At 69.3% G+C, this 20,320-nt stretch carries 19 protein-coding genes; 8 read left to right on the forward strand and 11 right to left on the reverse strand.

Going from position 1 to position 20,320, the window contains the following annotated elements:
• Nucleotides 1-60: 60 nt before the first annotated feature.
• The 3 genes from AC5W7N_RS10575 to AC5W7N_RS10585 all read right to left on the reverse strand — a co-directional run bounded on the left by AC5W7N_RS10575 (nucleotide 61) and on the right by AC5W7N_RS10585 (nucleotide 2,867).
• The gene (locus tag AC5W7N_RS10575) at nucleotides 61-912 is read right to left on the reverse strand and encodes a class I SAM-dependent methyltransferase (protein ID WP_324197322.1); all 852 of its coding nucleotides are present in this window, start codon (nucleotides 910-912) and stop codon (nucleotides 61-63) included.
• 79 nt (nucleotides 913-991) lie between these two features.
• The gene (locus AC5W7N_RS10580; protein ID WP_195019676.1) at nucleotides 992-2,065 is read right to left on the reverse strand and encodes an NAD(P)H-dependent amine dehydrogenase family protein; all 1,074 of its coding nucleotides are present in this window, start codon (nucleotides 2,063-2,065) and stop codon (nucleotides 992-994) included.
• Nucleotides 2,066-2,075: 10 nt separating this feature from the next.
• Nucleotides 2,076-2,867: an SDR family oxidoreductase gene (locus tag AC5W7N_RS10585; RefSeq protein ID WP_195019675.1), complete on the reverse strand. Its 792-nt coding sequence runs from the start codon at nucleotides 2,865-2,867 to the stop codon at nucleotides 2,076-2,078.
• 93 nt (nucleotides 2,868-2,960) lie between these two features.
• On the opposite strand from AC5W7N_RS10585, the gene AC5W7N_RS10590 reads away from it, so the two are divergent.
• A complete protein-coding gene (locus AC5W7N_RS10590; RefSeq protein WP_195019674.1) occupies nucleotides 2,961-3,836 on the forward strand; it encodes a helix-turn-helix domain-containing protein in 876 nt (291 codons plus the stop codon).
• Between the two features lie 69 nt (nucleotides 3,837-3,905).
• Here AC5W7N_RS10590 and AC5W7N_RS10595 read toward each other — a convergent pair whose 3' ends face one another.
• Nucleotides 3,906-4,613: a histone deacetylase gene (locus tag AC5W7N_RS10595; RefSeq protein ID WP_195019673.1), complete on the reverse strand. Its 708-nt coding sequence runs from the start codon at nucleotides 4,611-4,613 to the stop codon at nucleotides 3,906-3,908.
• 32 nt (nucleotides 4,614-4,645) lie between these two features.
• Nucleotides 4,646-5,383 carry a transcriptional repressor LexA gene (lexA, locus tag AC5W7N_RS10600; protein ID WP_175585824.1) on the reverse strand — a complete coding sequence of 246 codons (738 nt, stop codon included), beginning with the start codon at nucleotides 5,381-5,383 and terminating at the stop codon, nucleotides 4,646-4,648.
• Nucleotides 5,384-5,672: 289 nt separating this feature from the next.
• Between lexA and AC5W7N_RS10605 the strand changes: the two genes are divergently transcribed.
• The 3 genes from AC5W7N_RS10605 to nrdR all read left to right on the forward strand — a co-directional run bounded on the left by AC5W7N_RS10605 (nucleotide 5,673) and on the right by nrdR (nucleotide 8,257).
• Nucleotides 5,673-6,194 carry a hypothetical protein gene (locus AC5W7N_RS10605; RefSeq protein ID WP_195007032.1) on the forward strand — a complete coding sequence of 174 codons (522 nt, stop codon included), beginning with the start codon at nucleotides 5,673-5,675 and terminating at the stop codon, nucleotides 6,192-6,194.
• A 199-nt stretch (nucleotides 6,195-6,393) separates the two neighbouring features.
• Nucleotides 6,394-7,578, forward strand: a complete 1,185-nt coding sequence (locus AC5W7N_RS10610) for a hypothetical protein (RefSeq protein ID WP_280499230.1) — start codon at nucleotides 6,394-6,396, stop codon at nucleotides 7,576-7,578.
• Between the two features lie 208 nt (nucleotides 7,579-7,786).
• A complete protein-coding gene (gene nrdR / locus AC5W7N_RS10615) occupies nucleotides 7,787-8,257 on the forward strand; it encodes a transcriptional regulator NrdR (protein ID WP_048834273.1) in 471 nt (156 codons plus the stop codon).
• A gap of 29 nt (nucleotides 8,258-8,286) precedes the next feature.
• On the opposite strand, the gene AC5W7N_RS10620 is transcribed toward nrdR, so the two are convergent.
• Together AC5W7N_RS10620 and hrpA are read right to left on the reverse strand one after the other, a co-directional pair.
• Nucleotides 8,287-8,517 carry a hypothetical protein gene (locus AC5W7N_RS10620; protein WP_194991279.1) on the reverse strand — a complete coding sequence of 77 codons (231 nt, stop codon included), beginning with the start codon at nucleotides 8,515-8,517 and terminating at the stop codon, nucleotides 8,287-8,289.
• A gap of 267 nt (nucleotides 8,518-8,784) precedes the next feature.
• Complete coding sequence (hrpA, locus tag AC5W7N_RS10625; RefSeq protein ID WP_195019671.1) at nucleotides 8,785-12,975, reverse strand: ATP-dependent RNA helicase HrpA; 4,191 nt, start codon at nucleotides 12,973-12,975, stop codon at nucleotides 8,785-8,787.
• 294 nt (nucleotides 12,976-13,269) lie between these two features.
• Between hrpA and AC5W7N_RS10630 the strand changes: the two genes are divergently transcribed.
• The 3 genes from AC5W7N_RS10630 (at nucleotide 13,270) to AC5W7N_RS10640 (ending at nucleotide 16,051) form a co-directional block, all read left to right on the forward strand.
• On the forward strand, nucleotides 13,270-13,923 hold the full coding sequence (locus AC5W7N_RS10630; RefSeq protein WP_163811921.1) for a Pr6Pr family membrane protein: 654 nt from the start codon (nucleotides 13,270-13,272) through the stop codon (nucleotides 13,921-13,923).
• A complete protein-coding gene (locus AC5W7N_RS10635) occupies nucleotides 13,923-15,146 on the forward strand; it encodes an aminotransferase family protein (protein ID WP_194991280.1) in 1,224 nt (407 codons plus the stop codon). The genes AC5W7N_RS10630 and AC5W7N_RS10635 overlap by 1 nt, the downstream gene beginning before the upstream one ends.
• Nucleotides 15,147-15,430: 284 nt before the next feature.
• Entirely contained in the window at nucleotides 15,431-16,051 is a 621-nt protein-coding gene (locus tag AC5W7N_RS10640; RefSeq protein ID WP_194991281.1) for a DUF5134 domain-containing protein, read from the forward strand.
• 12 nt (nucleotides 16,052-16,063) lie between these two features.
• Here AC5W7N_RS10640 and AC5W7N_RS10645 read toward each other — a convergent pair whose 3' ends face one another.
• The 3 genes from AC5W7N_RS10645 to AC5W7N_RS10655 form a co-directional block, all read right to left on the reverse strand.
• On the reverse strand, nucleotides 16,064-16,738 hold the full coding sequence (locus tag AC5W7N_RS10645; RefSeq protein WP_194991282.1) for a PhzF family phenazine biosynthesis protein: 675 nt from the start codon (nucleotides 16,736-16,738) through the stop codon (nucleotides 16,064-16,066).
• A 138-nt stretch (nucleotides 16,739-16,876) separates the two neighbouring features.
• Nucleotides 16,877-17,416 carry an alkylhydroperoxidase, AhpD family gene (gene ahpD / locus AC5W7N_RS10650; protein ID WP_138455001.1) on the reverse strand — a complete coding sequence of 180 codons (540 nt, stop codon included), beginning with the start codon at nucleotides 17,414-17,416 and terminating at the stop codon, nucleotides 16,877-16,879.
• Nucleotides 17,417-17,425: 9 nt separating this feature from the next.
• Nucleotides 17,426-18,013, reverse strand: a complete 588-nt coding sequence (locus AC5W7N_RS10655; protein ID WP_036538064.1) for a peroxiredoxin — start codon at nucleotides 18,011-18,013, stop codon at nucleotides 17,426-17,428.
• Between the two features lie 130 nt (nucleotides 18,014-18,143).
• On the opposite strand from AC5W7N_RS10655, the gene AC5W7N_RS10660 reads away from it, so the two are divergent.
• On the forward strand, nucleotides 18,144-19,052 hold the full coding sequence (locus tag AC5W7N_RS10660) for a hydrogen peroxide-inducible genes activator (RefSeq protein WP_195019670.1): 909 nt from the start codon (nucleotides 18,144-18,146) through the stop codon (nucleotides 19,050-19,052).
• A gap of 57 nt (nucleotides 19,053-19,109) precedes the next feature.
• Here the strand turns inward: AC5W7N_RS10660 and speD are convergent, their stop codons facing one another.
• Nucleotides 19,110-20,318 (reverse strand): adenosylmethionine decarboxylase, encoded by a 1,209-nt coding sequence (speD, locus tag AC5W7N_RS10665; protein ID WP_163811931.1) that lies wholly within the window; start codon nucleotides 20,316-20,318, stop codon nucleotides 19,110-19,112.
• Nucleotides 20,319-20,320 lie beyond the last annotated feature (2 nt).

The following is a 20,320-nucleotide window of genomic DNA, read 5'->3' on the forward strand; positions in this document are numbered from 1 at the left end:
GCCGCGCAGCACCGAGCGCCCCGTCCCGCCGATCACGGTGGGGCGGGGCGGTTTCCGTCGCTAGCCCGCGTGCCGGGCGGTGACCAGCCAGGTCGCGGCCGGATGCCGGACCACCCCGTCGACCAGATGGCGGCGCAGCTCGGCACGTACCTCATCCAGCAGCGCCGTCCACCCGGAGGCGCCCAGTTCGGGCTCGAGCACACGGCGAGCCTGCCGTCCGGTGGTGGTACCAAGGATGAGCGCCAGCCGCTGCGCCACCCCATCGCCGCCGTCGATGCCGTAGTCGCACAGGAAATCCACGGGGGTCGCGGCGATATCGGACCATCCAGCCGTCGTCAGGATCGAGGTCAGGCGCTCGGGATCGGCGAACGCCGTCGGGCCGGGTGCGCCGGGTTGCGGGTCGTCCGGCCGAGGGTCCATGCGATCGGTCAGCACGGTGGTGCCGAGGGTGAACATCGGGTTCTCCGCGTGCCCGCGCCAGCAGGCGAACGCCAACCCGGCCTCCGGTGCGGCCGCCCGGCCGATATTGGCGAAGGCCGCGACCGGATCGTCGAAGAACATCACGCCGAATCGGGACACGATCCGGTCGAACGGCGCGCCGGGAACCGTGGTCAGGTCCATGGTCTGCGCATCGCCGAGTACCACCGCGGCCTCCGGCACGCGCGCCCGCGCCGCCTCCACCATGCCGGGAGACACGTCGACGCCGGTGACCGCCGCGCCGGCCGCGCGACCGGCGGCCAGCAATGTGCCGGTCCCGCAACCGATATCGAGCATCGCACGACCGTCACCGAGCGCCGCCGCACCGGCGATGGCCTCGGTCACCGGCGCGTACAACGCGTCGAAGAGCTGCTCGTTCTCGGTCCATCCGGCCGCGCCCTCGGCCCAGTTCTGCCGCATCTGCTCATTCACCACATCGCCAACGGTAGAGGTTCACGACATGGTCCGGGGAAGGCTCATCCGGCGCAGGCGGGGCGACCGACGACCGGCACGGTCAGGTACGCGACGCCAGGCCGGTGCCGGTGATCAGCGGCAGGTCCAGGGTGGTGCGGATTCCGGCGGGTGCCGCGACCACCGCTGGGATCGCGTTGACCAGGCGCATCGCGGTGCCGACCAGGCTGGCGTGGTTGTGGTCGCCGTTGTCGCTGAACATGGCCAGGTCCAGGGCATAGTGCGGTTCGCCGGTGACCTCCACGCGGTAGGAGCCGCCCGCACGGGCCGGTTGCGGCCAGTCCGGGGCGAGGTCGGCCCGCAACCGGGTGACGTGTTCGAGCACCGTGACGGCCCGATCGCCGACCATGCCGCGCACCTCGAAGCGCAGCCCGGCCGCGGTGCCCTTCTCGATGGTGCCGGAATCGATCTCGAACGTTTCCGGAGCCGGGATCCGCTCATAGTCCTGGGTGACGGCATCGAGCTCGATATTCAGCCCCGCCGCCAGTTGCCGCACGACGCTGCCCCAGGCCAGCGACAGCACGCCCGGTTGCAACAGCAGCGGCGTCTCGTCCATCGGCTTACCGAAGCCCATGATGTCGAACATGACCGCGCGATTGTCGTAGGTCGAGTAGTCGACGATCTCCAGGCACCGCACCTGATCGACCCGGCGGCAGGTGCCGAGCAGCGCCATGGGCAGCAGATCGTTGGCGAACCCGGGATCGATGCCGTTGACGAACAGCGACGCATTGCCCGCCGCGGCAGCCTTTTCCACCGGCACCAGCAGTTCGTCCGGGATGACATCCCATGGGTACTGCAAGAACACCGGCGCACTGGCCACCACATTGATACCGGCGGCGAGCAAGGTCCGCAGGTCGTCGAGGGCCTCCATCAGCCGGTTGTCGGTCATGGCGGTGTACACCACGCAGTCGGGCTCCAGTGCGAGGATCCGCTGGGTGTCGGTGGTGGCCGTGATGCCGGTCGGGGCCGTCCCGACGAGTTCGCCCGCGTCCCTGCCGTCCTTGTCCGGCCCGGACACCCGCACGCCCACCAGTTCGAGTCGTGGATCGTCGAGCACGCCGGCGAGCGCGTGCCGCCCGACATTGCCGGTGCCCCAGTGCACTACGCGATAGACCATGGTCGTCACCTCACAGATCGGGAAGGGGGATGTCGAGATTCGGTGCGATGAGGCCGCCGTCGACCTCGAGCACCTTGCCGGTCAGGAAATCGCCCGCGGGGGAGGCGAGAAACAGTGCCGCCGAGGCGATGTCGACGGGATCTCCGAGGCGGCGCATCGGGGTGGCCTGTTCGAGCTTGCCGCGCATCTCGTCGTTGCCGGCCACGACGGACAGCGCCGAGGTGAGGATCGATCCGGGGGCGATCGCGTTCACCCGGATGCGCGGGCACAGATCCATGGCGGCACTGCGGGTGTAATGCGCCAGCGCGGCCTTCGCGGTGGCGTAGGCGGCGAACGCGCGGCCGGGCAGCCTGCCCATCGTCGAGGTGATGTTGATGATCGAGCCGGTGCCCGCCGTTTCCAGGATCTTCGGTACCGCGGCGTGCACCAGCGAATGCGCGGTACCGACATTGAAGGTGAACGCCTCGGCCAGTTCGGCGGCGCCGGTGTCCAGCAGCGGTTTCGGCATCGCTCCGCCGACGTTGTTCACCACGATGTCCAGGCGGCCGAACCGGGTCACCGCCGCGTCGGCGAGCGCGGCGGCGGCCTCGAGATCGGCGAGATCGGCCACCACGACATGCGCCTGCCTACCGGTCGCTGCCACCTGCGCGGCGACCTCGCGCAGATCTGCCTCGGTGCGCGCCGCGATCACCACGTCCGCGCCCGCCTCCGCGAATCCGAGCGCGATCGCGGCACCGAGGCCACGTCCCGCGCCGGTGATGATCGCTACCCGGCCATCGAGCCGGAATCGATCCAGAATCATCGCCGTATCCTTCCTGTGCCGAATATTCGACTACTATTCGGCGAATAGTCGATGCAGTGTAGGGCGCGGCGCGTCCGGCGACAAGGGGATGCGATGTCGATATCAGGGTCACCACCGACCCGCCGGGTGATCGCGGTGGTCGAGCTGCTGATCGAATCCGAGCGGGCGATGAACGCCTCGGAGATCGCGGCGGCACTGTCGTTGGCGCGCGCCACCGTCACGGCCGTCCTGGCAGAGCTCGCCGATGCGGGGTGGGTTCGCCGTGACGGTGATCTGCGGTACCGGCCCGGGCCCGCGTTGGCGCGGTTGTCACCGGGGCCGCCCGCTGACATCGGCGCGGCCCATACCGAACTGGCGGCATTGGCCGCGGCCGCCGGTTGCGGCGCCACCCTCAGCCGGATCGACAGTGACCGGCTGACGGTGGTGGCCAAGCAGTATTCGGGCGAGCGGGTGGTGCCCGGTTTGAGTGTCGGGCAATCGCTTCCACTGGCCTACCCGGCCGGAGCGGCGGTGATGCCGTGGCGCGCGGAAGCCGAACGCCGCGCATGGCTGGCGAGCGTGTCGGGTCCGGCTCGTCGCGCGGCACCGGCCCTGCTGCGGTTCGTGGCCGACAACGGCTATGCGGTGTTCCGGCCCGATGCCGACGATGCCGGACTGGTCGACGTCCTCGCCGATCTTCTCGGCGCGGTCGGTGCCGAGGTGCTGCAACCCCAGTTGCGATCGCGGGTGCTGCGGCAGCTGTCGCGGCTGACCGCGCGGCCCTACACCGCCGCCGATATCGACTCGGCGGAGGCGCTGCCGGTCAGTTACCTGTCCGCACCGGTGTTCGACGGTGCGGCGGCACCCTATGAGGTGCAGATCGGTCCGCTGTTGCCCGCCGTCGGCCCGGATGAGCGGGCGAGGTACATCGCCGCGATTCGCGCGGGCGCGCAGGCGATGTCGGCGGCGCTGGGGGAGCAGGCGAGGTAGCGCAGGGAGCAACATCGCGGGATCGGGTGCGCACTCGACGATGACACACCGCTTCCGGGCGAGAGCTCGTCAGCGGGACGGGTTCTCGCTGCTCCGGCCGGCATCCGGTGGTGGCGAGGTGGCGTCGTCGGTCAGCAATGCGACCACCGATTCGGTGGTCCAGGCCAGGTCGGCGCCGGGTCGGGAAGCGAGGTAGGCGGCGGTGCGCTGGATCGTCCAGCCGTGCGAGGCGATCAGTCCGTGCGCCAGGTGTCGCAGGTAGGCCGGGGCGGGCGGGTTGCCGGGCACGGCGTGGCTGGCCCAGGGCGCGGTGAAGGTGAGGATCGGGTAACCGTCGCGGACGCCGGCGTGCACCAGGGTTTCGTACCGGCCAGGGCCGAAGCTCGCGCGCCCGGTGCCGAGCGCGAGGGAGAAATCCAGGTCGGTGCCGGGTTCGCGGTACATCTCCTGCGCGGCGATATCGCTGAACTGGGCGGCGGTGAGCAGGTAGGCGTGGGCGGCGGTGTGGTCGGCGACATCCGGGTCGTAGAAGGCGCGCCCGCCGGTCCAGATGGCCGATTCGGTGGCGAAGTACAGCAGTCCGGGCAACAGCAGCGGCACCGACCGCAGTGGCGGACTCGGGTCCCGGCAGCCCGGCAGGGTCATCACCCCGCCGTTGGGTGCACCCCCGCGCAGGTAGTAGTCGAGGCGGCGCGGGTTCATATTCGAGCCGTAACTGGCGTACCAGACCAGCTCCGGTCTGCCGGTTTCCGCACTCCCGGCGGTCGCGTCGGCCATCACGCGCCCGCCGGGACCCTGCTCATGGCGTCTCAGATCTTGCGGATGACGGTGACGACCTTGCCGAGGATCTGGGCGTCGTTACCGGGGATGGGCTCGAAATGCGGGTTGTGCGGCATCAGCCAGACGTCCTTGCCCGTGCGCTTGAACGTCTTCACCGTGGCCTCGCCCTCGATCATGGCGGCGACGATATCGCCGTTCTCGGCGACATTCTGCTGCCGGACCACCACCCAGTCGCCGTCGCAGATGGCCGCGTCGACCATGGACTCACCGACCACCTTCAGCAGGAACAGCGAGCCGTCGCCGACCAACTCCTTCGGCAGCGGGAAGACATCTTCCACGGCCTGCTCGGCCAGGATCGGGCCACCGGCGGCGATCCGGCCCAGCACCGGGACGAAGGTGGGCACCGGACGATCGGAGTCGCCGGCCGCGAGGTCTTCGCCGCTGCTTTCCGCGCCCACCGCCGACAGGCTCGTCACGGCGCGCACCGCTTCGTCCAGGCCCCTGACGTCCACCGCGCGCGGACGATTCGGATCGCGACGCAGATAGCCCTTGCGTTCCAGGGTGCGTAACTGATGTGCCACCGAGGAGGTGGAGGTGAGTCCGACCGCATCGCCGATCTCGCGGATGCTGGGCGGGTAGCCGCGCTCGCTCACCGAGCTGCGGATCACCTCCAGCACCTTCCGCTGACGCACGGTGAGATCCGTTCCGGTCCCGGCTGTTTCGGCGCCGAGACCGCTCCCGTCGCCCGTGCCGTCTGTCTGGCTCACCGTTGCCGCCCTTTCGTGTCGGTGCCCGGCTCGACCGCGCCGTACCGGGAGTCGATGTCGTTCTCCGAATCTAGTCCGGTCGGCGCGATGTATCAAACATCTGTTCGAGCATGTCCGGCGTTTCTGCTGACTTTGTCGGTGCGCCGTGGTAGAAATCGAACATCAGTTCTTCGAACAGGTGATCGAATGAGGGTCGGGCGAGCGGCGAGTCCGCTGGTAGAGCGACCGGTCGCCGCGAAGGTGCGGCGGATGACAGCAACGACGGGGTATCACCACGGAGGTTTGTCCGATGAGCACAGCGATCAGCGATATGGACAGGGTGGCGTCCGGGCCCGAGGCCCGGGAGGCCGGACTCGACCTCGTTCCCGGCGCGGGCGGCGGGGTGGCGGCGGGCCGGCGGCACTCGCGGCCCGGTGCCACCGAGGGCGGGAGCGGCGAGCGAGGGTCCGTTGCCGTGCGGGTCCGCCCGGCGCGCGGCACCCTGCGCACCCGGCAGGCGATCCATCGACCCGCCGAGCGACGCCCACGTGGAGCGGGCCCCCGGGCAGCGGTGGTGCGCTACGACTCTCGTCCGGCCCGGCTCGCTCGGGCGGGATACCCGGCCGACTCCGCGCAACGGGTCGAGCAGGCTCAGGTCGGGTTCGCCGTCCTGGCGATCGCGGCTGTGCTGAGCGCGCTGGTGGTGACGGCGCTGATCGGCATCGCGCACCTGCGGGCGGAGTCCGTTGCCCCGCAGCAGCATCCGCAAGGGCCCGCCGTCGTCGAGCCGGCGCTGCTGCCGGGTGATGTTTCGGCCGATGTGCCGCGCTGAATGCCCGAATGGCATCGAAGAACGGTCACCACGGGTGGCCGAATATATTGATCGACAACTGAAACACGTTGCTACTGTGCTGAACACCTGATCCAGGCACCACCGCCGACAACTGAACCGGGACCGCATGACGTATCAGCACACCGCCGGAGTCCGTCTCCGGTTCCTCGCCAGGACCGCAGTCGTCCTCCTCTGCACGGTGTTCGCGCTCGCTGCCGTTCCGGTCGCGCAGGCGGCGCCGGCGTACGCGGCCTACCTCGATCTGCCGGCCGTCAACGATGACGGCTCCGGTGCCGGTGGCCTGAATCCCGCTCTGCCGCTGGACGCGACTACCCTGCGCACCGCGCTCGATCAGGCCAGATCCGACGGCATCCCAGCGGACCGATACGCGACCCTGCTACACCAGTACTGGCTCGTCGTCGCGACCGACAACGCCGGCATCGAGCTCGCGGCCTGGGCCCCGAACCGCGGCCCGGCCGCGGGCGAACGAATCTTCAACCAGGTCTACGTCAACTACCTGCGCCTGGCCTCGCAGCATCCGGAATTCTGGTGGGCCGCGCTGGCCGGAATCGCGGGCGGCTCCTTCGCTTCCGGCTACTTCGACATGAGCGATGTGGGCCGGATGGTGGATCTGCCCGCCATCCATCAACTCGGCAACGCCGTCGCGGACCTGCTGCGCCACACGCCCGGCGAACTGGTGCGCGGACTACCCACCGATATCCACCTGCTCGCCACCGAAGGCCCGCGCCTGACCACCGACGATCTGATCTGGTACCAGATCCGGTTGATGACCATGCAGAAACACATCTTCGTGGATCTGGTGCCGATGCACGAGGCCTACCTCGCCGACGGCCTGGCGGGCATCGAGGAGATGCACCGGGCCGGAATCCTCGACGACGGCCTGCGCGCCGCCTGGCACTCGGTGGCCTCCGGCACCCGCGCCGGATTCGTCGACGCGCTGATCCGGATGACCGACCGCGAACAGAACCACATCGTCGCCGACCAGTGGGATGCCACCGCTACCGGACGCGGTGCCATGGGGCGCGTGCTCACCTACGTCAGCACCCTCGCCGGTAAGGCGGGCGTGCCCGGGGTTCGGGCTCCTGGCGTCTTCGGACCCGCTACCGTCACCGTCGCGGTGGGCGACCGCACGCTGTCGCTGCGCACACCGCTGCCGGACTGGAACTGGGCCGACCGGGACGCCCGCTGGGCCTACATCACCGGCGATCTGGTGCCGCGCCATATCGACATGAAGTCCGATCCGGCCCTGGCGGCCACCGTCCTGGCGGAGCCGTTCTGGGACAAACTGGCGCGCGGTCGCCTGCTCCAGCGCCTGCCCGATGTCCTCGCCGATATGACCACCCAGTGGCAGCTGAGCGGCTGACGCCGATAACCATCCGGTGCGCTCGCGGGGTGAGCAGCACCGGGGCGAACCCCGCGCGGGTATTCTCGAAGTGCTATGCGGGTATACCGGAGTTCGCCACGGGTGTACCCGCCGCCGGGTACCGTCCCGGCCCATGCGCTCGCCGGATGGCAGGCCCCGATCGGCCGGCGATCCGGACGCGAGCGTACGCATCGACGAAGGATCTCGGATGCACTGCCCGTACTGCCGGCACCCTGACTCCCGGGTGGTCGACTCGCGTGAGGCCGATGAAGGCGCGGCCATCCGTCGCAGACGTTCCTGCCCGGAATGCGGTCGGCGCTTCACCACGGTCGAAACCGCGATCCTGTCCGTGGTCAAACGCAGTGGTGTCACCGAACCGTTCAGCCGGGAAAAGGTCATTCGCGGCGTGCGCCGCGCCTGCCAGGGCCGCGAGGTCGACGACGACGCGCTGAACCTGCTGGCTCAGCAGGTGGAGGACACCGTCCGGGCCAAGGGTTCACCGGAGGTTCCGAGCCATGAGGTCGGACTGGCGATCCTCGGTCCGCTGCGCGATCTCGACGAAGTGGCGTACCTGCGGTTCGCGTCGGTCTACCGCTCCTTCACCTCGGCCGAGGATTTCGAACGCGAGATCCAGGGCATGCGTCAGGCGCGCGCCGCGGCCGTCGGCTCCGGCGACTGAGGGTTTCGGCCGACCGAGCGCTTCGCGGCTCAGATGCAGATGCCCGGCGGGCACGAGCAGCTGAAGCTGCCCATGTGCTGCCCGGGGCAGATCGTGATCGAGCCGGAGCCGACGAGGCCCGCCAGTGGACGCAACCACATCGTGAGGTTCGACGGCGACGCCACCGGCGCGGGCGCCTCCGCGGCCGCAGGGCCGGCACCCACAGTGGTCGCGAGCAGCAGACCCGCCCCGATTCCGATGCCGCCGATAACTTTTCGCATGACCAACACATCCTCATGACCGGGCACCGGGCACGGCCCGGGTGGCAGTGGCGCGGCGGCGGTATCCGTGGACTGCCGTTCGCCGAACGCGGTACACCGACGACGGTAGACCGGGCACCCCCGATCGGCGCGCCCCGTAATCCGCCGCCACCGATTCATGGGGCACGACCCGGGCCCGACGGCGGCTGGTGCGCGGCGATCGCTGACGGGATCGGCATCCGGCGATCCGTGGCAGTGACGTCCGGACGCCGATCAGGCCGCGCGTGCTCAGCGCCGGATGGCGCCGATGGCCTTCTGGATCCGCTTGGCCGACACCGGGTACGGCGTGCCGAGTTTCTGCGCGAAGAGACTGACCCGCAGCTCCTCGATCATCCACCAGATCTCGACCACGTCCGGCGCGTTCCTGCGCGGTTCGGGCAGCCCGGCCAGCAGCCGGTCGTAGGCCGCCAGTGCGGCGTCTACCTCGGCCATCGCCTGCCGGTCGCGCACCGCCGAACCGGGCAGCGCCTCGAGCCGCACCACCGCCGCCTGAAGATAGCGCGGCAGTTCACGCAGTCGCGCGCTGCCCCATTCGGAAATGAAGCCGTCGAACACCAGGTCCGCGAGCTGTGCCCGGACATCGTCGGCGATGTCGGCTTCGGTGGTGTTCGCCAAGGCCGTCGATACTCGGTGCGCCTGCGTGAGCACCGGCACCACCAGACGCACCATCCGCGCGGCCGCGCCGGCCAGCTCCGGCCGGACCTTCGCCACCAGAGCCTCGAACTGGTCGGGACCGCGCACCGGTCCGCCGGCGGCCGCGATGAGTTCGTCGGCAGCGGCCGCCCGGCAATCGGCGACCAACGCGTCCAGCGAGCCGTAGGGGTTCTGGCTCAGCACCAGGCGGTCGGCGGGGGACAGGCCTGTGGTGACCGTGCGCAGCGAGGTGGGAACGGCGCGCAAGATCAGCTCCCTGGTGCCGGCCCGCATGGCGGCCGCTTGCTCGGCGGGTGAGCTCAGCACTCGGACAGCGACGCCCTCGTCCTCGGGGACCAGCGCCGGATAGCCGGTGATGGTCTGCCCGGCGACCTCCCGCTTCACGGTCGCCGGCACCGTACCGAGCGATTCCGCGGTCCACACCACCGCGGGGGCGCGCTCGGCGCCCGCGGTGGCGCGGGCGACCGATTGCGACACCTGTTCCGAGAGCCGGGTTTTCAGCCGCGCGAGGTTCTTGTCACGGGCCACAACCGTGCCGTCGGTATCGACGGCGGCGAAGGTCATCCGCAGATGATCCGGCAGCGCCGACGGGTCCAGATCGTTCGGCGTGATGGGCACCGAGCCCAGCCGTGACAGCTCCCGCGCCAGCCCGGTGCGCAACGGTTCGGCCCTCGGGGTCAGCGCCGCCAGCGCCGCCGCCGCGAAATCGGGGGCGGGTACGACCGCACGGCGCAGGTTCTTGGGCAGCGTCTTGATCAGCGCGGTCGCCAACTCCTCGCGCATGCCGGGCACCAGCCAGTCGAATCCCATGGCCCGCACATGCGCCAGCTGCGCCACCGGGATCCGTGCGGTGACGCCGTCATCGTCATTGCCGGGCTCGAACTGGTAGGTGAGCGGGAAACTCAACTCGCCTTGGCGCCAGGCATCCGGGAAATCGGTCGGATCCAGTGGTGCCGCACCCTCATTGACGACGGTGTCGGCGGTGAAGTCCAGCAGCGTCGGATCTGTGCGTTGTGCGGTGCGCCACCAGCTGTCGAAATGCCGGACGGAGACGATGTCGGCGGGCACCCGCCGGTCGTAGAACTCGAACAGCACTTCGTCGTCGACCAGGATGTCGCGGCGGCGCGCACGATGTTCGAGATCGGCGACGTCGTCGAGCAGTTCACGATTGCGGTGGAAGAACCCGTGATGGGTCTGCCATTCCCCCTGCACCAGGGCATGGCGCAGGAACAACTCACGCGAAACGACGGGGTCGATGCGGCTGTAGTCGACCGGGCGCTTCGTCACCAGGGGGACGCCGTAGAGGGTGACGCGTTCATAGGCCCGGGCGACCCCGCGCTTGGACGACCAATGCGGCTCGGAATAGGTGCGTTTCACCAGATCACCGGCCAGGCGTTCGGCCCATTCCGGTTCCACCCGCGCGGCCATGCGGCCCCACAGCCGCGAGGTCTCCACCAGTTCCGCGGCCATCACCCAGCGCGGCGGCTTCTTCGCCAGCGACGAGCCGGGGAAGATCATGAACTTCGCCCCGCGCGCGCCGAGGAATTCGCGCGATTCGGCCTCCCGGACCCCGATATGCGACAGCATGCCCGCCAACAGCGCCTGGTGGATCGCGGTGACGTCCCAGGGCAGCGTGTCGTCGCCCTCGACGGCGGCGGCCTTCGCCGGCTTGCCGGAGGTCTTGCCGCGCGCGCCCGCCTTCGCCGCGTGCTGCGTGCGCGCCGCACGGGTGTCGGTGTGCGCCGACCAGCCGAGACCCTTGGTGATGGTGCGCAGCTGCCCGTGCAGGTCCTGCCATTCGCGAATGCGGAGGTAATGCAGGAACTCCTCGCGGCACATGCGCCGGAACTGATTGGACGACAACGATTTACGTTGCACCGACAGGTAGTCCCACAGGCGCAGGTACGCCAGGAAATCGGAATTCTCGACGACGAACCGTGCGTGCTTGGTGTCGGCGGCCTGCTGCTGATCGGCCGGCCGCTCGCGCACATCCTGAATCGACAGCGCCGCCACGATGATCAGTACCTCGGCCAGACAGCCATCACGATGGGCCTGCACCAGCATCCGCGCCATCCGCGGATCCACCGGCAGGCGCGCCATCTCGCGCCCGACCGGCGTGAGCGACAGGCCGCCCTCGTCCTCGGATCGACGACGCGAACCGCGAGCGCGCGGCGCGCGTCCCGCGGGCGACGATCCGGTCGGCTCGCCGGAGTCGGCGGGCACGGCTGCGCTGTCCGCGTCCACCGATGCATCCCGGCCGTGCTCGGTGCCATCGGCGGCGATGGCGCGGGCGCTACCCTGGGCCGTGCCCGCCGACCTGCGCGCAAGGGCGCCCAGCTCCTCGAGCAGCGCGATGCCGTCGCGGATCGCGCGCGAATCCGGCGGCTCCACGAAGGGGAACTTCTCGATATCACCGAGACCGAGCGCGGTCATCTGCAGGATGACCGCCGCCAGATTGGTGCGCAGAATCTCCGGATCGGTGAACAGCGGACGTGATTCGAAATCGTCCTCGGAGTACAGCCGGATGCAGATGCCGTCGGCCACGCGCCCGCAGCGCCCGGAACGCTGACGCGCCGAGGCCTGCGAGATCGGCTCGATCGGCAGCCGCTGCACCTTCGTGCGCATCGAATACCGCGAAATGCGGGCGGTGCCGGGATCGACGACGTAGCGGATGCCCGGCACCGTCAGAGACGTCTCGGCGACATTGGTGGCGAGCACGACGCGGCGGCCGGTGTGCGGAGCGAAGACCCGATGCTGCTCGGCCGCCGACAGCCGCGCGTACAGCGGCAGGATTTCGGTGCGCGGTAATTTCAGCTCACGCAGGGCGTCGGCGGCGTCGCGGATCTCGCGTTCACCGGACAGGAACACCAGCACATCGCCGTCGCCCTCGGCGAACAATTCGGTCACCGCGTCGCCGATGGCGTCGACCGGGTCGCGATCCAGGACGCGGTCCTCGTCGTCCTCGTCGGCGGCAGCCACCGGCAGTGCCAGCGGCCGGTACCGGATCTCCACCGGATAGGACCGGCCGGACACCTCGACGATGGGAGCAGGCGTCCCGGAGGCATCGGCGAAATGGCGAGCGAACAGCTCCGGATCGATGGTCGCCGAGGTGATGATCACCTTCAGATCGGGCCGGCGCGGCAGCAACTGTTTGAGGTAGCCGAGCAAGAAATCGATATTGAGGCTGCGTTCGTGCGCCTCGTCGATGATGATCGTGTCGTAGTTGCGTAGCAGCCGGTCGCGCTGGATCTCGGCGAGCAGGATGCCGTCGGTCATCAGCTTGACCAGCGTGTGTTCGGCGGCCTGATCGGTGAAGCGGACGGTGTAGCCGACGGCGTCGCCGAGTTCGGTGCCCAGTTCCTCGGCAATGCGTTCGGCGACAGCGCGCGCGGCGAGCCTGCGCGGCTGGGTGTGGCCGATCATGCCGCGGATACCGCGTCCGAGCTCGAGACAGATCTTCGGGATCTGGGTGGTTTTGCCCGAACCCGTCTCACCCGCCACGATTACGACCTGATGCGCGGCGATGGCCGCGGCGATGTCCTCGCGGCGAGCGGTGACCGGAAGCTGTTCCGGATAGCGGATCTCGGGTACGGCGGACCGCCGGTTCTCGATCCGCTGCTGGGCCACCGCGATCTCGGTCTCGATCCGTCCGAGGTCGCCTCCGCGTGCGCGGTCGAGCTGCCTGCGCAGCCGGTGCTCGTCGCGGAGGGTGAGAGTGGCCAGGCGGGTGCGAAGCTCACGCGGGGTGGTTGCGGTCCTGGTCATTGCGGCATCCAGCCTAATGGACGCGGTCCGCGGCGGTCCGCTGGTTTTCCGCCGGGGAGGTCAGGGGCATGCCGGACGGCCCAGCGTACGGGCTCACCCTGGCCCGGCGGGGTGACCCGACACACACGTGCCGGCGGGTCGGAGGTGGTGGACTCGGACCGGGCAAACGGGCGTCCAACGGGGTGAAGCTGCGTCACCGAGTGGGTTCGGGGACCCACCCATCGGGTTTGCCGTTCGTGTGCGCGCCTGCGATTCGCCGGGCCGCGCAGCCTGGGTTATGCGACGATCGGGCTCATGATCACCAGCGTGGGTACGCCGATGTGGATCCGGGTGTTGCGACTTGCCTTCGGTGTGCTGGGTGTCATCGCTTTGGCGTGGATCCCGGTCCGCAATATCGGCGAGTCCACCTTCTCGACCGCGAACTACTTCAGTTACTTCACCATCCAGTCCAATGTGATCGGGGTGGGGGTGCTGCTGGTCGGCGCGCTGATCGATCCGGCCGACCGCCGCTGGCAGGTGGTGCGCGCGGCGAGCACGTTGTACCTGCTGATCACCGGTGTGGTCTACGCGGTACTGCTGGCCGATATCGATGTGATGCTCACCGACCAATGGATCAACGTCATCGAGCACCGGCTGATACCGCTGGTGCTGATGGTCGATTGGCTGCTGGTGCCGGTGAGTCTCGGTCTCACCGGGCGGCTGGTGGGTGCGCTGCTGGCGTATCCGGCGGTGTACGGCGCGTACTCACTGATCCGAGGGCCCATCGTCGATTGGTATCCGTATCCATTCATCGACCCGCGCGAGCAGGGTTATGTGTCCATGGCGCTGGGCCTGGTGGTGCTCGCCGTCGTGTTCGCGATGCTGGCGATGGCCGTCATCGCACTCGGCGGGCTCGCGCGGCGCTGGCAGGATGGACGGCGCACGGCTGTCGAACCGAGGAGCGCCTGATGGGATCACTGTGGCATGGTTTCGCCGATATGGGCGCCGTCGAACGAGACGGCGCCTTTGTCGTCGCGCGGGGTGAGGGCGCCTACATCTGGGACGAGGCGGGCAACCGCTATCTCGATGCCACGGCCGGACTGTGGTTCGCCAATGTCGGCCATGGTCGCGCCGAGATCGCCGACGCGGTGGCCCGGCAGCTGACCCAGCTCGCGCACTACTCCAATTTCGGTGATCTCGCCGCGCCCGTCACCGGCGAGCTGGCCGAACGGCTGGCCGCTCTCGCGCCGGTGCCCGCCAGCAAGATCTTCTTCACCTCCGGCGGATCCGACTCGATCGACACCGCGGCGAAACTAGCCCGCCGCTACTGGCATGAGCTGGGCAAGCCGGACAAGTCGATCATCGTCGGGCGTCGGCTGGCCTATCACGGTATGCATGTGGCCGGCACCGCCCTATCGGGACTCGCGCCGAATCGGGAAGGGTACGGCGAGCTGATGGCCGATGCCCGCACCGTCGAATGGAATGACGCGAAGGCTCTGCTGGCGCTGATCGAGGAGATCGGCGCCGAACGCATCGCGGCGTTCTTCTGCGAGCCGATCATCGGCGCGGGCGGGGTGTACCTGCCACCAGAGGGCTACTTGAACGAGGTGCGCCGCATCTGCCGCGATCACGACATCCTGTTCGTCGCCGACGAGGTGGTCACCGGTTTCGGCCGGATCGGCGGCTCCTGGTTCGCCTCCACCCGGTTCGGCCTCGAGCCGGATCTCATGACCACCGCCAAGGGCCTGACCTCCGGCTACCTCCCGATGGGCGCGGTCTTCATCGCCCCGCGGGTCGCCGAACCGTTCTTCGGTGGTGGCGTGTGGTGGCGGCACGGCTACACCTACGGCGGTCACGCCGGTTCGGCCGCCGCGGCCATGGCAAACCTCGACATCATCGAGCGCGAAGAGCTGCTCACCGCCTCCGCGCACCTGGAATCGGCGCTGCACGCGCACCTCGCGCCGCTGGCCGAGCACCCGCGGGTCGCCGAGGTGCGCAGTGGGCTCGGTGCCGTCGCCGCGGTGCAGCTCACCGATCCCGGCGAAGCCCCCGCCATGGTGAAGGCGTTGCGCGCCCACGGCGTTTCCGCCCGCGCCGCCGGTGCGGGCGCCCTCCAGATCTCCCCGCCGTTCGTCATGACCGACGCGCAACTGGCCGAACTCGCCGAAGCTTTCACCCGAGCCCTCGGGTAACGGCGTCCGGCCAGGCGCAGCGGACGTCGCGCCGGTGGACGGGGAGATCGTGCTGGTCGACACCGCGGTGCCGCTCGCCAGTCACGGCGTCGTTGCGGGGTGCCGGGCGACTGGCCTAGGCCCGCGTCGGCGGTTCAGCTGCGTCGAATGCTTTGGCGCACCGGATGTTCGATGGCTGCTTTCGCAGCCGTAGGCCGTCCGGACGAAAAGTGCGCCGCATCGCTCGTCCTGATGCGATCATGGACAACGGTATCCACGGTCGCTGCGGCGAAAGGCGGTGCGGGGTGGCGGAATTCGTGCTCGAATACGCGGCGCTGCGGTGGACCGTGGTCGGCGCGTTCGTGCTCGCGGCAGGTGTGGTGCTCATGCGAGTGCTGGCTCCCATGCCGGTGCAGGCGGCCGGGGCGCCGGCATCGACGAGCTCACCCGACGCGCATCACCGGGAATCGGACGCGGCGCATCTGATCATGTGCGCGGTCATGCTCGCGATGCTGGTGTTCCCGGTGCACGCGCACGGGCCCGCCATGCGTGGCGTGCTGATCTCGATGACGGTGGCGTTCGCGATGTTGCTCACGGTTCGAATGGTGGAGTGGCAGGTCGAGGGCCGGCCGCTGCCGGTGGCACGGGCGGGGGCACTCGGCTACCACGTCGCCGCCGCGGCGGTGATGCTGTACGCCATGTCCGGCCATACCGCGAGCGGCCACGCCGGCGGGCCCGCGCCCGCGCCGGTGATCGCGTTGGCGCTGCTGTTCGCGGCGGACGCGGCCGTACTGATCGGCTGCGCGGCCACCGGACGGCAACTGCCCTGGCTCGACCATGCCGGCGCGCGGCCCGCCGCACTGGTGCCGCACCTCGTGATGGACCTCGGGACCGCGTACATGTTGATCGCCGCCGTGGCGGCCTGACGCGGACGGCGGCTACAGATCCACGAACGAATCGGCGACGACGCGCCCGCCCAGGCGCACCCAGCCGTCGGAGTCCCATTCGGTGAAGATCTGCGATCCCTGTCCCTGGGTGATCTTCAGGCCGCGCCGCAGCAACGCCGTCAGCGCGACCGCGGCGGCGCCGGTGGCCTCGTCCTCGGCGATCCCCATGGCCGGCGCGAACATCCGCGAGCGCACCGAACCGCGATGCTCATCGGTCCAGGCCCACAGGTAGTGCGAACCGTCGGAGAAGTCGGCGGGGTCGAGTGCGGCGAGCTCATCCGGCCGATCGAGCTGATGGAAGGTGAACGCGGGCGCCCAGGTGCCGCGCGCCTTGATCCACACCAGGCCGTCGGTCAGTTCCACCGGCACCGGTCCGGCCGGAACATCGAGAGTGTGCACCGGCATGCCGTGCTCGGCCAGCCACCAGCCGGTGCCGACGGAGGGGTGCCCCGCGAAGGGCAGTTCCACGGCGGGGGTGTAGATCCGGACCTTGGCGATCTCGGCGACGGGGTCCTCCACGAACACCGTTTCGCTGTAGCCGAGGCGGGCCGCGACGGCCTGCCGCTGCGGCTCCGCGACCTCGGTGGCCCGGACGACACCCAGCAGGTTGCCGAATCGCCCCGTCGTATCGGTGAATACCCGCAACACTTCAGCCTGTGTGCCCATGTCAGCCGAGCGTACTCGGCGCAGTCGCGGCCGTAAGGGGGTGAATGTCGCACATCACAGCAAATGTCCGGCAAACATGACTCCACGACGATGGCCCCGGCCACACGGGCCGGGGCCATCGAAACGGCGGGATACGGATCAGACCGCGGCCGTGGCCAGCGCCTCGGTGGTCTGCACGGCCTGGCCGACACCGGCCACGATCGCGGCCGCCCGCAGCGCCTCGAAGATCACCTCGCGGGACACGCCCTCCTCGCGCAGGGTGTGCTCGTGGGCCTCCAGGCAGTGCTGGCAGCCGTTGATCGAGGACACGGCGAACGACCACAGCTCGAAGTCGGCCTTGTCGACGCCGGGGGAGCCGATGATCTGCATGCGCAGGCCGGCCCGCAGGTCGTCGTACTTGCCGCCGAGGAATGCCTTACCGCGGTAGAACACATTGTTCATGCCCATGATGGAGGCGGCGCCGAGCGCGGCGTTGTACGCCTCCGCCGACAGGGTGTCCGCGGCCTCTTCGGCGATCTCGCGCAGCGTGGTGGCCGAGCGGGTGGCGGCGGCGGTGGCCAGCAGGGTGCCCCACAGCTGCTGCTCGTTCAGCACGGTGGTGCGCGCGATCGAGGACAGGTTGAGCTTGAGATCCTTGGCGTACTCGGGTAGCGAGTTCTTCAGATTATCGATGCTCATGGTGCTACCTCAGACGCTCGCGGCCAGCAGCTCGCCGGCGTTGATGGTCGGGTCGCCCTTCTTCCAGTTGCAGGCGCACAGCTCATCGGACTGCAGCGCGTCGAGCACCCGCAGCACCTCGTCGACATTGCGGCCGACGGAACCGGCGGTGACCGAGACGAACTGGATCTCGTTGTTCGGGTCGACGATGAAGGTGGCGCGGTCGGCGACGCCGTCGGCGTTGAGAACGCCGGTGGCGGTGGCCAGCTCACGCTTGAGATCCGACAGCATCGGGAACGGCAGGGTCTTCAGGTCCTCGTGCTGGGCCCGCCACTGGAAGTGCACGAACTCGTTGTCGACGGACACGCCCAGCACCTGCGCGTCGCGGTCGGCGAATTCGTCGTTGAGCTTGCCGAACGCGGCGATCTCGGTGGGGCAGACGAAGGTGAAGTCCTTCGGCCAGAAGAACACGATCCGCCACTTGCCCGCGTGGTCGTCGCTGGTGATCTGAGTGAAGTAGTCGTCTGGCTGCTGAGCGTCGACCTTCGACAGGTCACCGCCGATCACCGCGGTGAGGTTGTACGCCGGGAACTGGTCGCCGATGGTCAGCAGGGCCATGCTCATCTCCTCTTTCATGTCGGTAGCCGGCGGGTCGAGCGACCAGCCGGCGGTGCGAAAAAGCTCATCTGTGATCTTGCCCAACAACCGGTGAAAGGTAAAGGTGATAAGTCGCACTACACTGATAGGCGTGACTGATCAGACTTATCAGCCAACCCTGTCGCAGCTGCGTGCGTTCGTCGCGATCGCCGAGTATCGGCACTTCGGCACGGCTGCGGCCCGGCTCAATGTGAGCCAGCCCACGTTATCGCAGGCGCTGGCCGCGCTCGAACACGGGCTCGGATTGCAGCTGATCGAGCGCAGCACCCGGCGCGTGCTGGTGACCGCCGCCGGAATGCGGTTGCTGCCACAGGCGATGGCGACACTGGAGGCGGCCGACCGGTTCCTCGCCTCGGCGACCGGTGACGGGCTCGGCGGCACCCTGCGCATGGGCATCATCCCGACCGCGGCCCCCTACATTCTGCCGTCGTTGCTGCCCGCGCTGCGGCGCAAGCTGCCCGCGCTGGTGCCGCAGGTGGTCGAGGATCAGACCGCCCGGCTGCTCGAGGGCCTGCGCACCGGTGTCCTCGATGTCGCGGTGCTCGCGTTGCCCACCGAGGCCTCTGGCCTGATCGAGATCCCGCTGTACACCGAGGAGTTCGTGCTGGTCCTGCCCCGCGAACACGAACTGGCCGGCCGTACCGACATCCAGCCGGCCGCCTTGGACGCGCTGCCGATGCTGCTGCTGGACGAAGGTCACTGCCTGCGCGATCAAACCCTGGAGCTGTGCCGCTCGGCCGACGCCCACCCCGCCACGGTGGGTGACACGCGCGCCGCGTCGCTGACGACGGTGGTGCAGTGTGTGGCCGGTGGGCTCGGCATCACGCTGATTCCGGAGATGGCGGTGGCGGCCGAAACCGCGCGCGGCACGCTGGCGACGGCGCGTTTCGCCGCTCCGGCGCCCGGGCGGACCCTTGGCATGGTCTACCGCGCATCCACCGCGCGCGCCGACGACTACGCCTATATCGCCGAGATCATCCGCACCCAGCGCCCGGCGTGATCGGCGCCGCCCTCCCCGTCGGCGCCGGATTCGCCTGGGGGAGGGCCGGTCTCGATCTCAGTTCACCGCGCGCAGCGCGTACGGCTCGATCGCCCCGCGCGTCAGGGCGCGCGCGTCGATGGTGGAGGGTCGGTAGGGGAGCGTGCTGAGCCGGTCGAGCATGCCGGGTACCGGATCGGCGATCGGGTCGACCAGGCCGAACAGGAACGACCATTCGTGCTCATCGCTGCCGTAGTGCACGACGGTGCCGAAGTTGTCGTGGAAACGCTGCCAGGAGCGTTTGAGGGTGTCGTTGCGCCACATGGTCGCGCAGCCGGCCTGGGCGCTCAGCACGCCGCCGGGAGCCAGCAGGGCGCGACATCGCTGCAGGAATTCGGTCTCGTAGAGCCGGTTGTGCTGGGCGTCTTCGACGCGCTCGTCGGGCAGGTCGATGACGATGACGTCGTAGCGCACGCCCGCGGCGGTGGCGTCGGCGAGGAAGTCCCAGCCATCGGCGTAATGCACCCGCACCGGGCCCGAACCTTCGACCGCGGCGGCCAATTCGTCGGCGGTGTAGCCGTAGGGCAGATGTTCGGCGCACAACTGCACGGCCTCGCGGTCGATGTCGACGTGGTCGACCCGGGTGGCCCCTGCGGCCACCGACATCTGACTCGCCACGCCCTCGCCGGATCCGATGATGAGCACATTGTCGAGCTTCTCGGCCAGCACGAACGCCGGCACCATCATCGCCTCGTGATAGGTGATCTGGGAGAACTCGGTGGATTGGCGGTCGTTGTCGGAGAACAGGCTGATGCCCTGTTCGGTGCGCGCGATGAGCAGATGCTGGAACTCGGTCCTGGTGTCCACCAGGACATCCGACAGATCCCAGATCCGGGTCAGGCCCGGGCCCATGGGTTCCTCGACCCGCTGCCCGGCGCGTCCCCTGCGCACGGTCGACATGCGAACTTCCTTGGGCGACAAGGCGTCCCGCAGCAATTCCACCGTCTTCTCGGCGCCGTCACCGATGCTGCCGCAGGTGAACACGTCGACGAAGATGTCACCGGATTCGGGGTAGGTGTGGATCGAGGCGTGCGATTCCGACAGCAATGCGAGCACCGTCACGCCCTGCGGGGTGAATTGTTTACGCACCACATCGCAGATGGTGACGCCGGCACCGACCAGCGACCGGCGCAGGGCCTGGTCGAGTCGTTCCAGGTCGTTGCACAGATCCGCATCGACCCCGCCGAACTCGGCCAGCACATGCCAACCGGTGAACTCCGCCGTCATGG

The sequence above is a fragment of the Nocardia sp. CDC519 genome (genome assembly GCF_059509835.1).

Excerpts from the sequence above, each read along its gene's own strand:
- AC5W7N_RS10605 (WP_195007032.1), top strand. The coding sequence starts at position 5,673 with ATGAGCACAGCGATCAGCGATATGGACAGGGTGGCGTCCGGGCCCGAG.
- hrpA (WP_195019671.1), bottom strand. The coding sequence starts at position 12,975 with ATGACCAGGACCGCAACCACCCCGCGTGAGCTTCGCACCCGCCTGGCC.
- AC5W7N_RS10585 (WP_195019675.1), bottom strand. The coding sequence starts at position 2,867 with ATGATTCTGGATCGATTCCGGCTCGATGGCCGGGTAGCGATCATCACC.
- AC5W7N_RS10620 (WP_194991279.1), bottom strand. The coding sequence starts at position 8,517 with ATGCGAAAAGTTATCGGCGGCATCGGAATCGGGGCGGGTCTGCTGCTC.
- AC5W7N_RS10645 (WP_194991282.1), bottom strand. The coding sequence starts at position 16,738 with ATGGGCACACAGGCTGAAGTGTTGCGGGTATTCACCGATACGACGGGG.
- speD (WP_163811931.1), bottom strand. The coding sequence starts at position 20,318 with ATGACGGCGGAGTTCACCGGTTGGCATGTGCTGGCCGAGTTCGGCGGG.
- AC5W7N_RS10630 (WP_163811921.1), top strand. The coding sequence starts at position 13,270 with ATGATCACCAGCGTGGGTACGCCGATGTGGATCCGGGTGTTGCGACTT.
- nrdR (WP_048834273.1), top strand. The coding sequence starts at position 7,787 with ATGCACTGCCCGTACTGCCGGCACCCTGACTCCCGGGTGGTCGACTCG.
- AC5W7N_RS10655 (WP_036538064.1), bottom strand. The coding sequence starts at position 18,013 with ATGGCCCTGCTGACCATCGGCGACCAGTTCCCGGCGTACAACCTCACC.
- ahpD (WP_138455001.1), bottom strand. The coding sequence starts at position 17,416 with ATGAGCATCGATAATCTGAAGAACTCGCTACCCGAGTACGCCAAGGAT.
- AC5W7N_RS10595 (WP_195019673.1), bottom strand. The coding sequence starts at position 4,613 with ATGGCCGACGCGACCGCCGGGAGTGCGGAAACCGGCAGACCGGAGCTG.
- AC5W7N_RS10635 (WP_194991280.1), top strand. The coding sequence starts at position 13,923 with ATGGGATCACTGTGGCATGGTTTCGCCGATATGGGCGCCGTCGAACGA.
- AC5W7N_RS10590 (WP_195019674.1), top strand. The coding sequence starts at position 2,961 with ATGTCGATATCAGGGTCACCACCGACCCGCCGGGTGATCGCGGTGGTC.
- AC5W7N_RS10580 (WP_195019676.1), bottom strand. The coding sequence starts at position 2,065 with ATGGTCTATCGCGTAGTGCACTGGGGCACCGGCAATGTCGGGCGGCAC.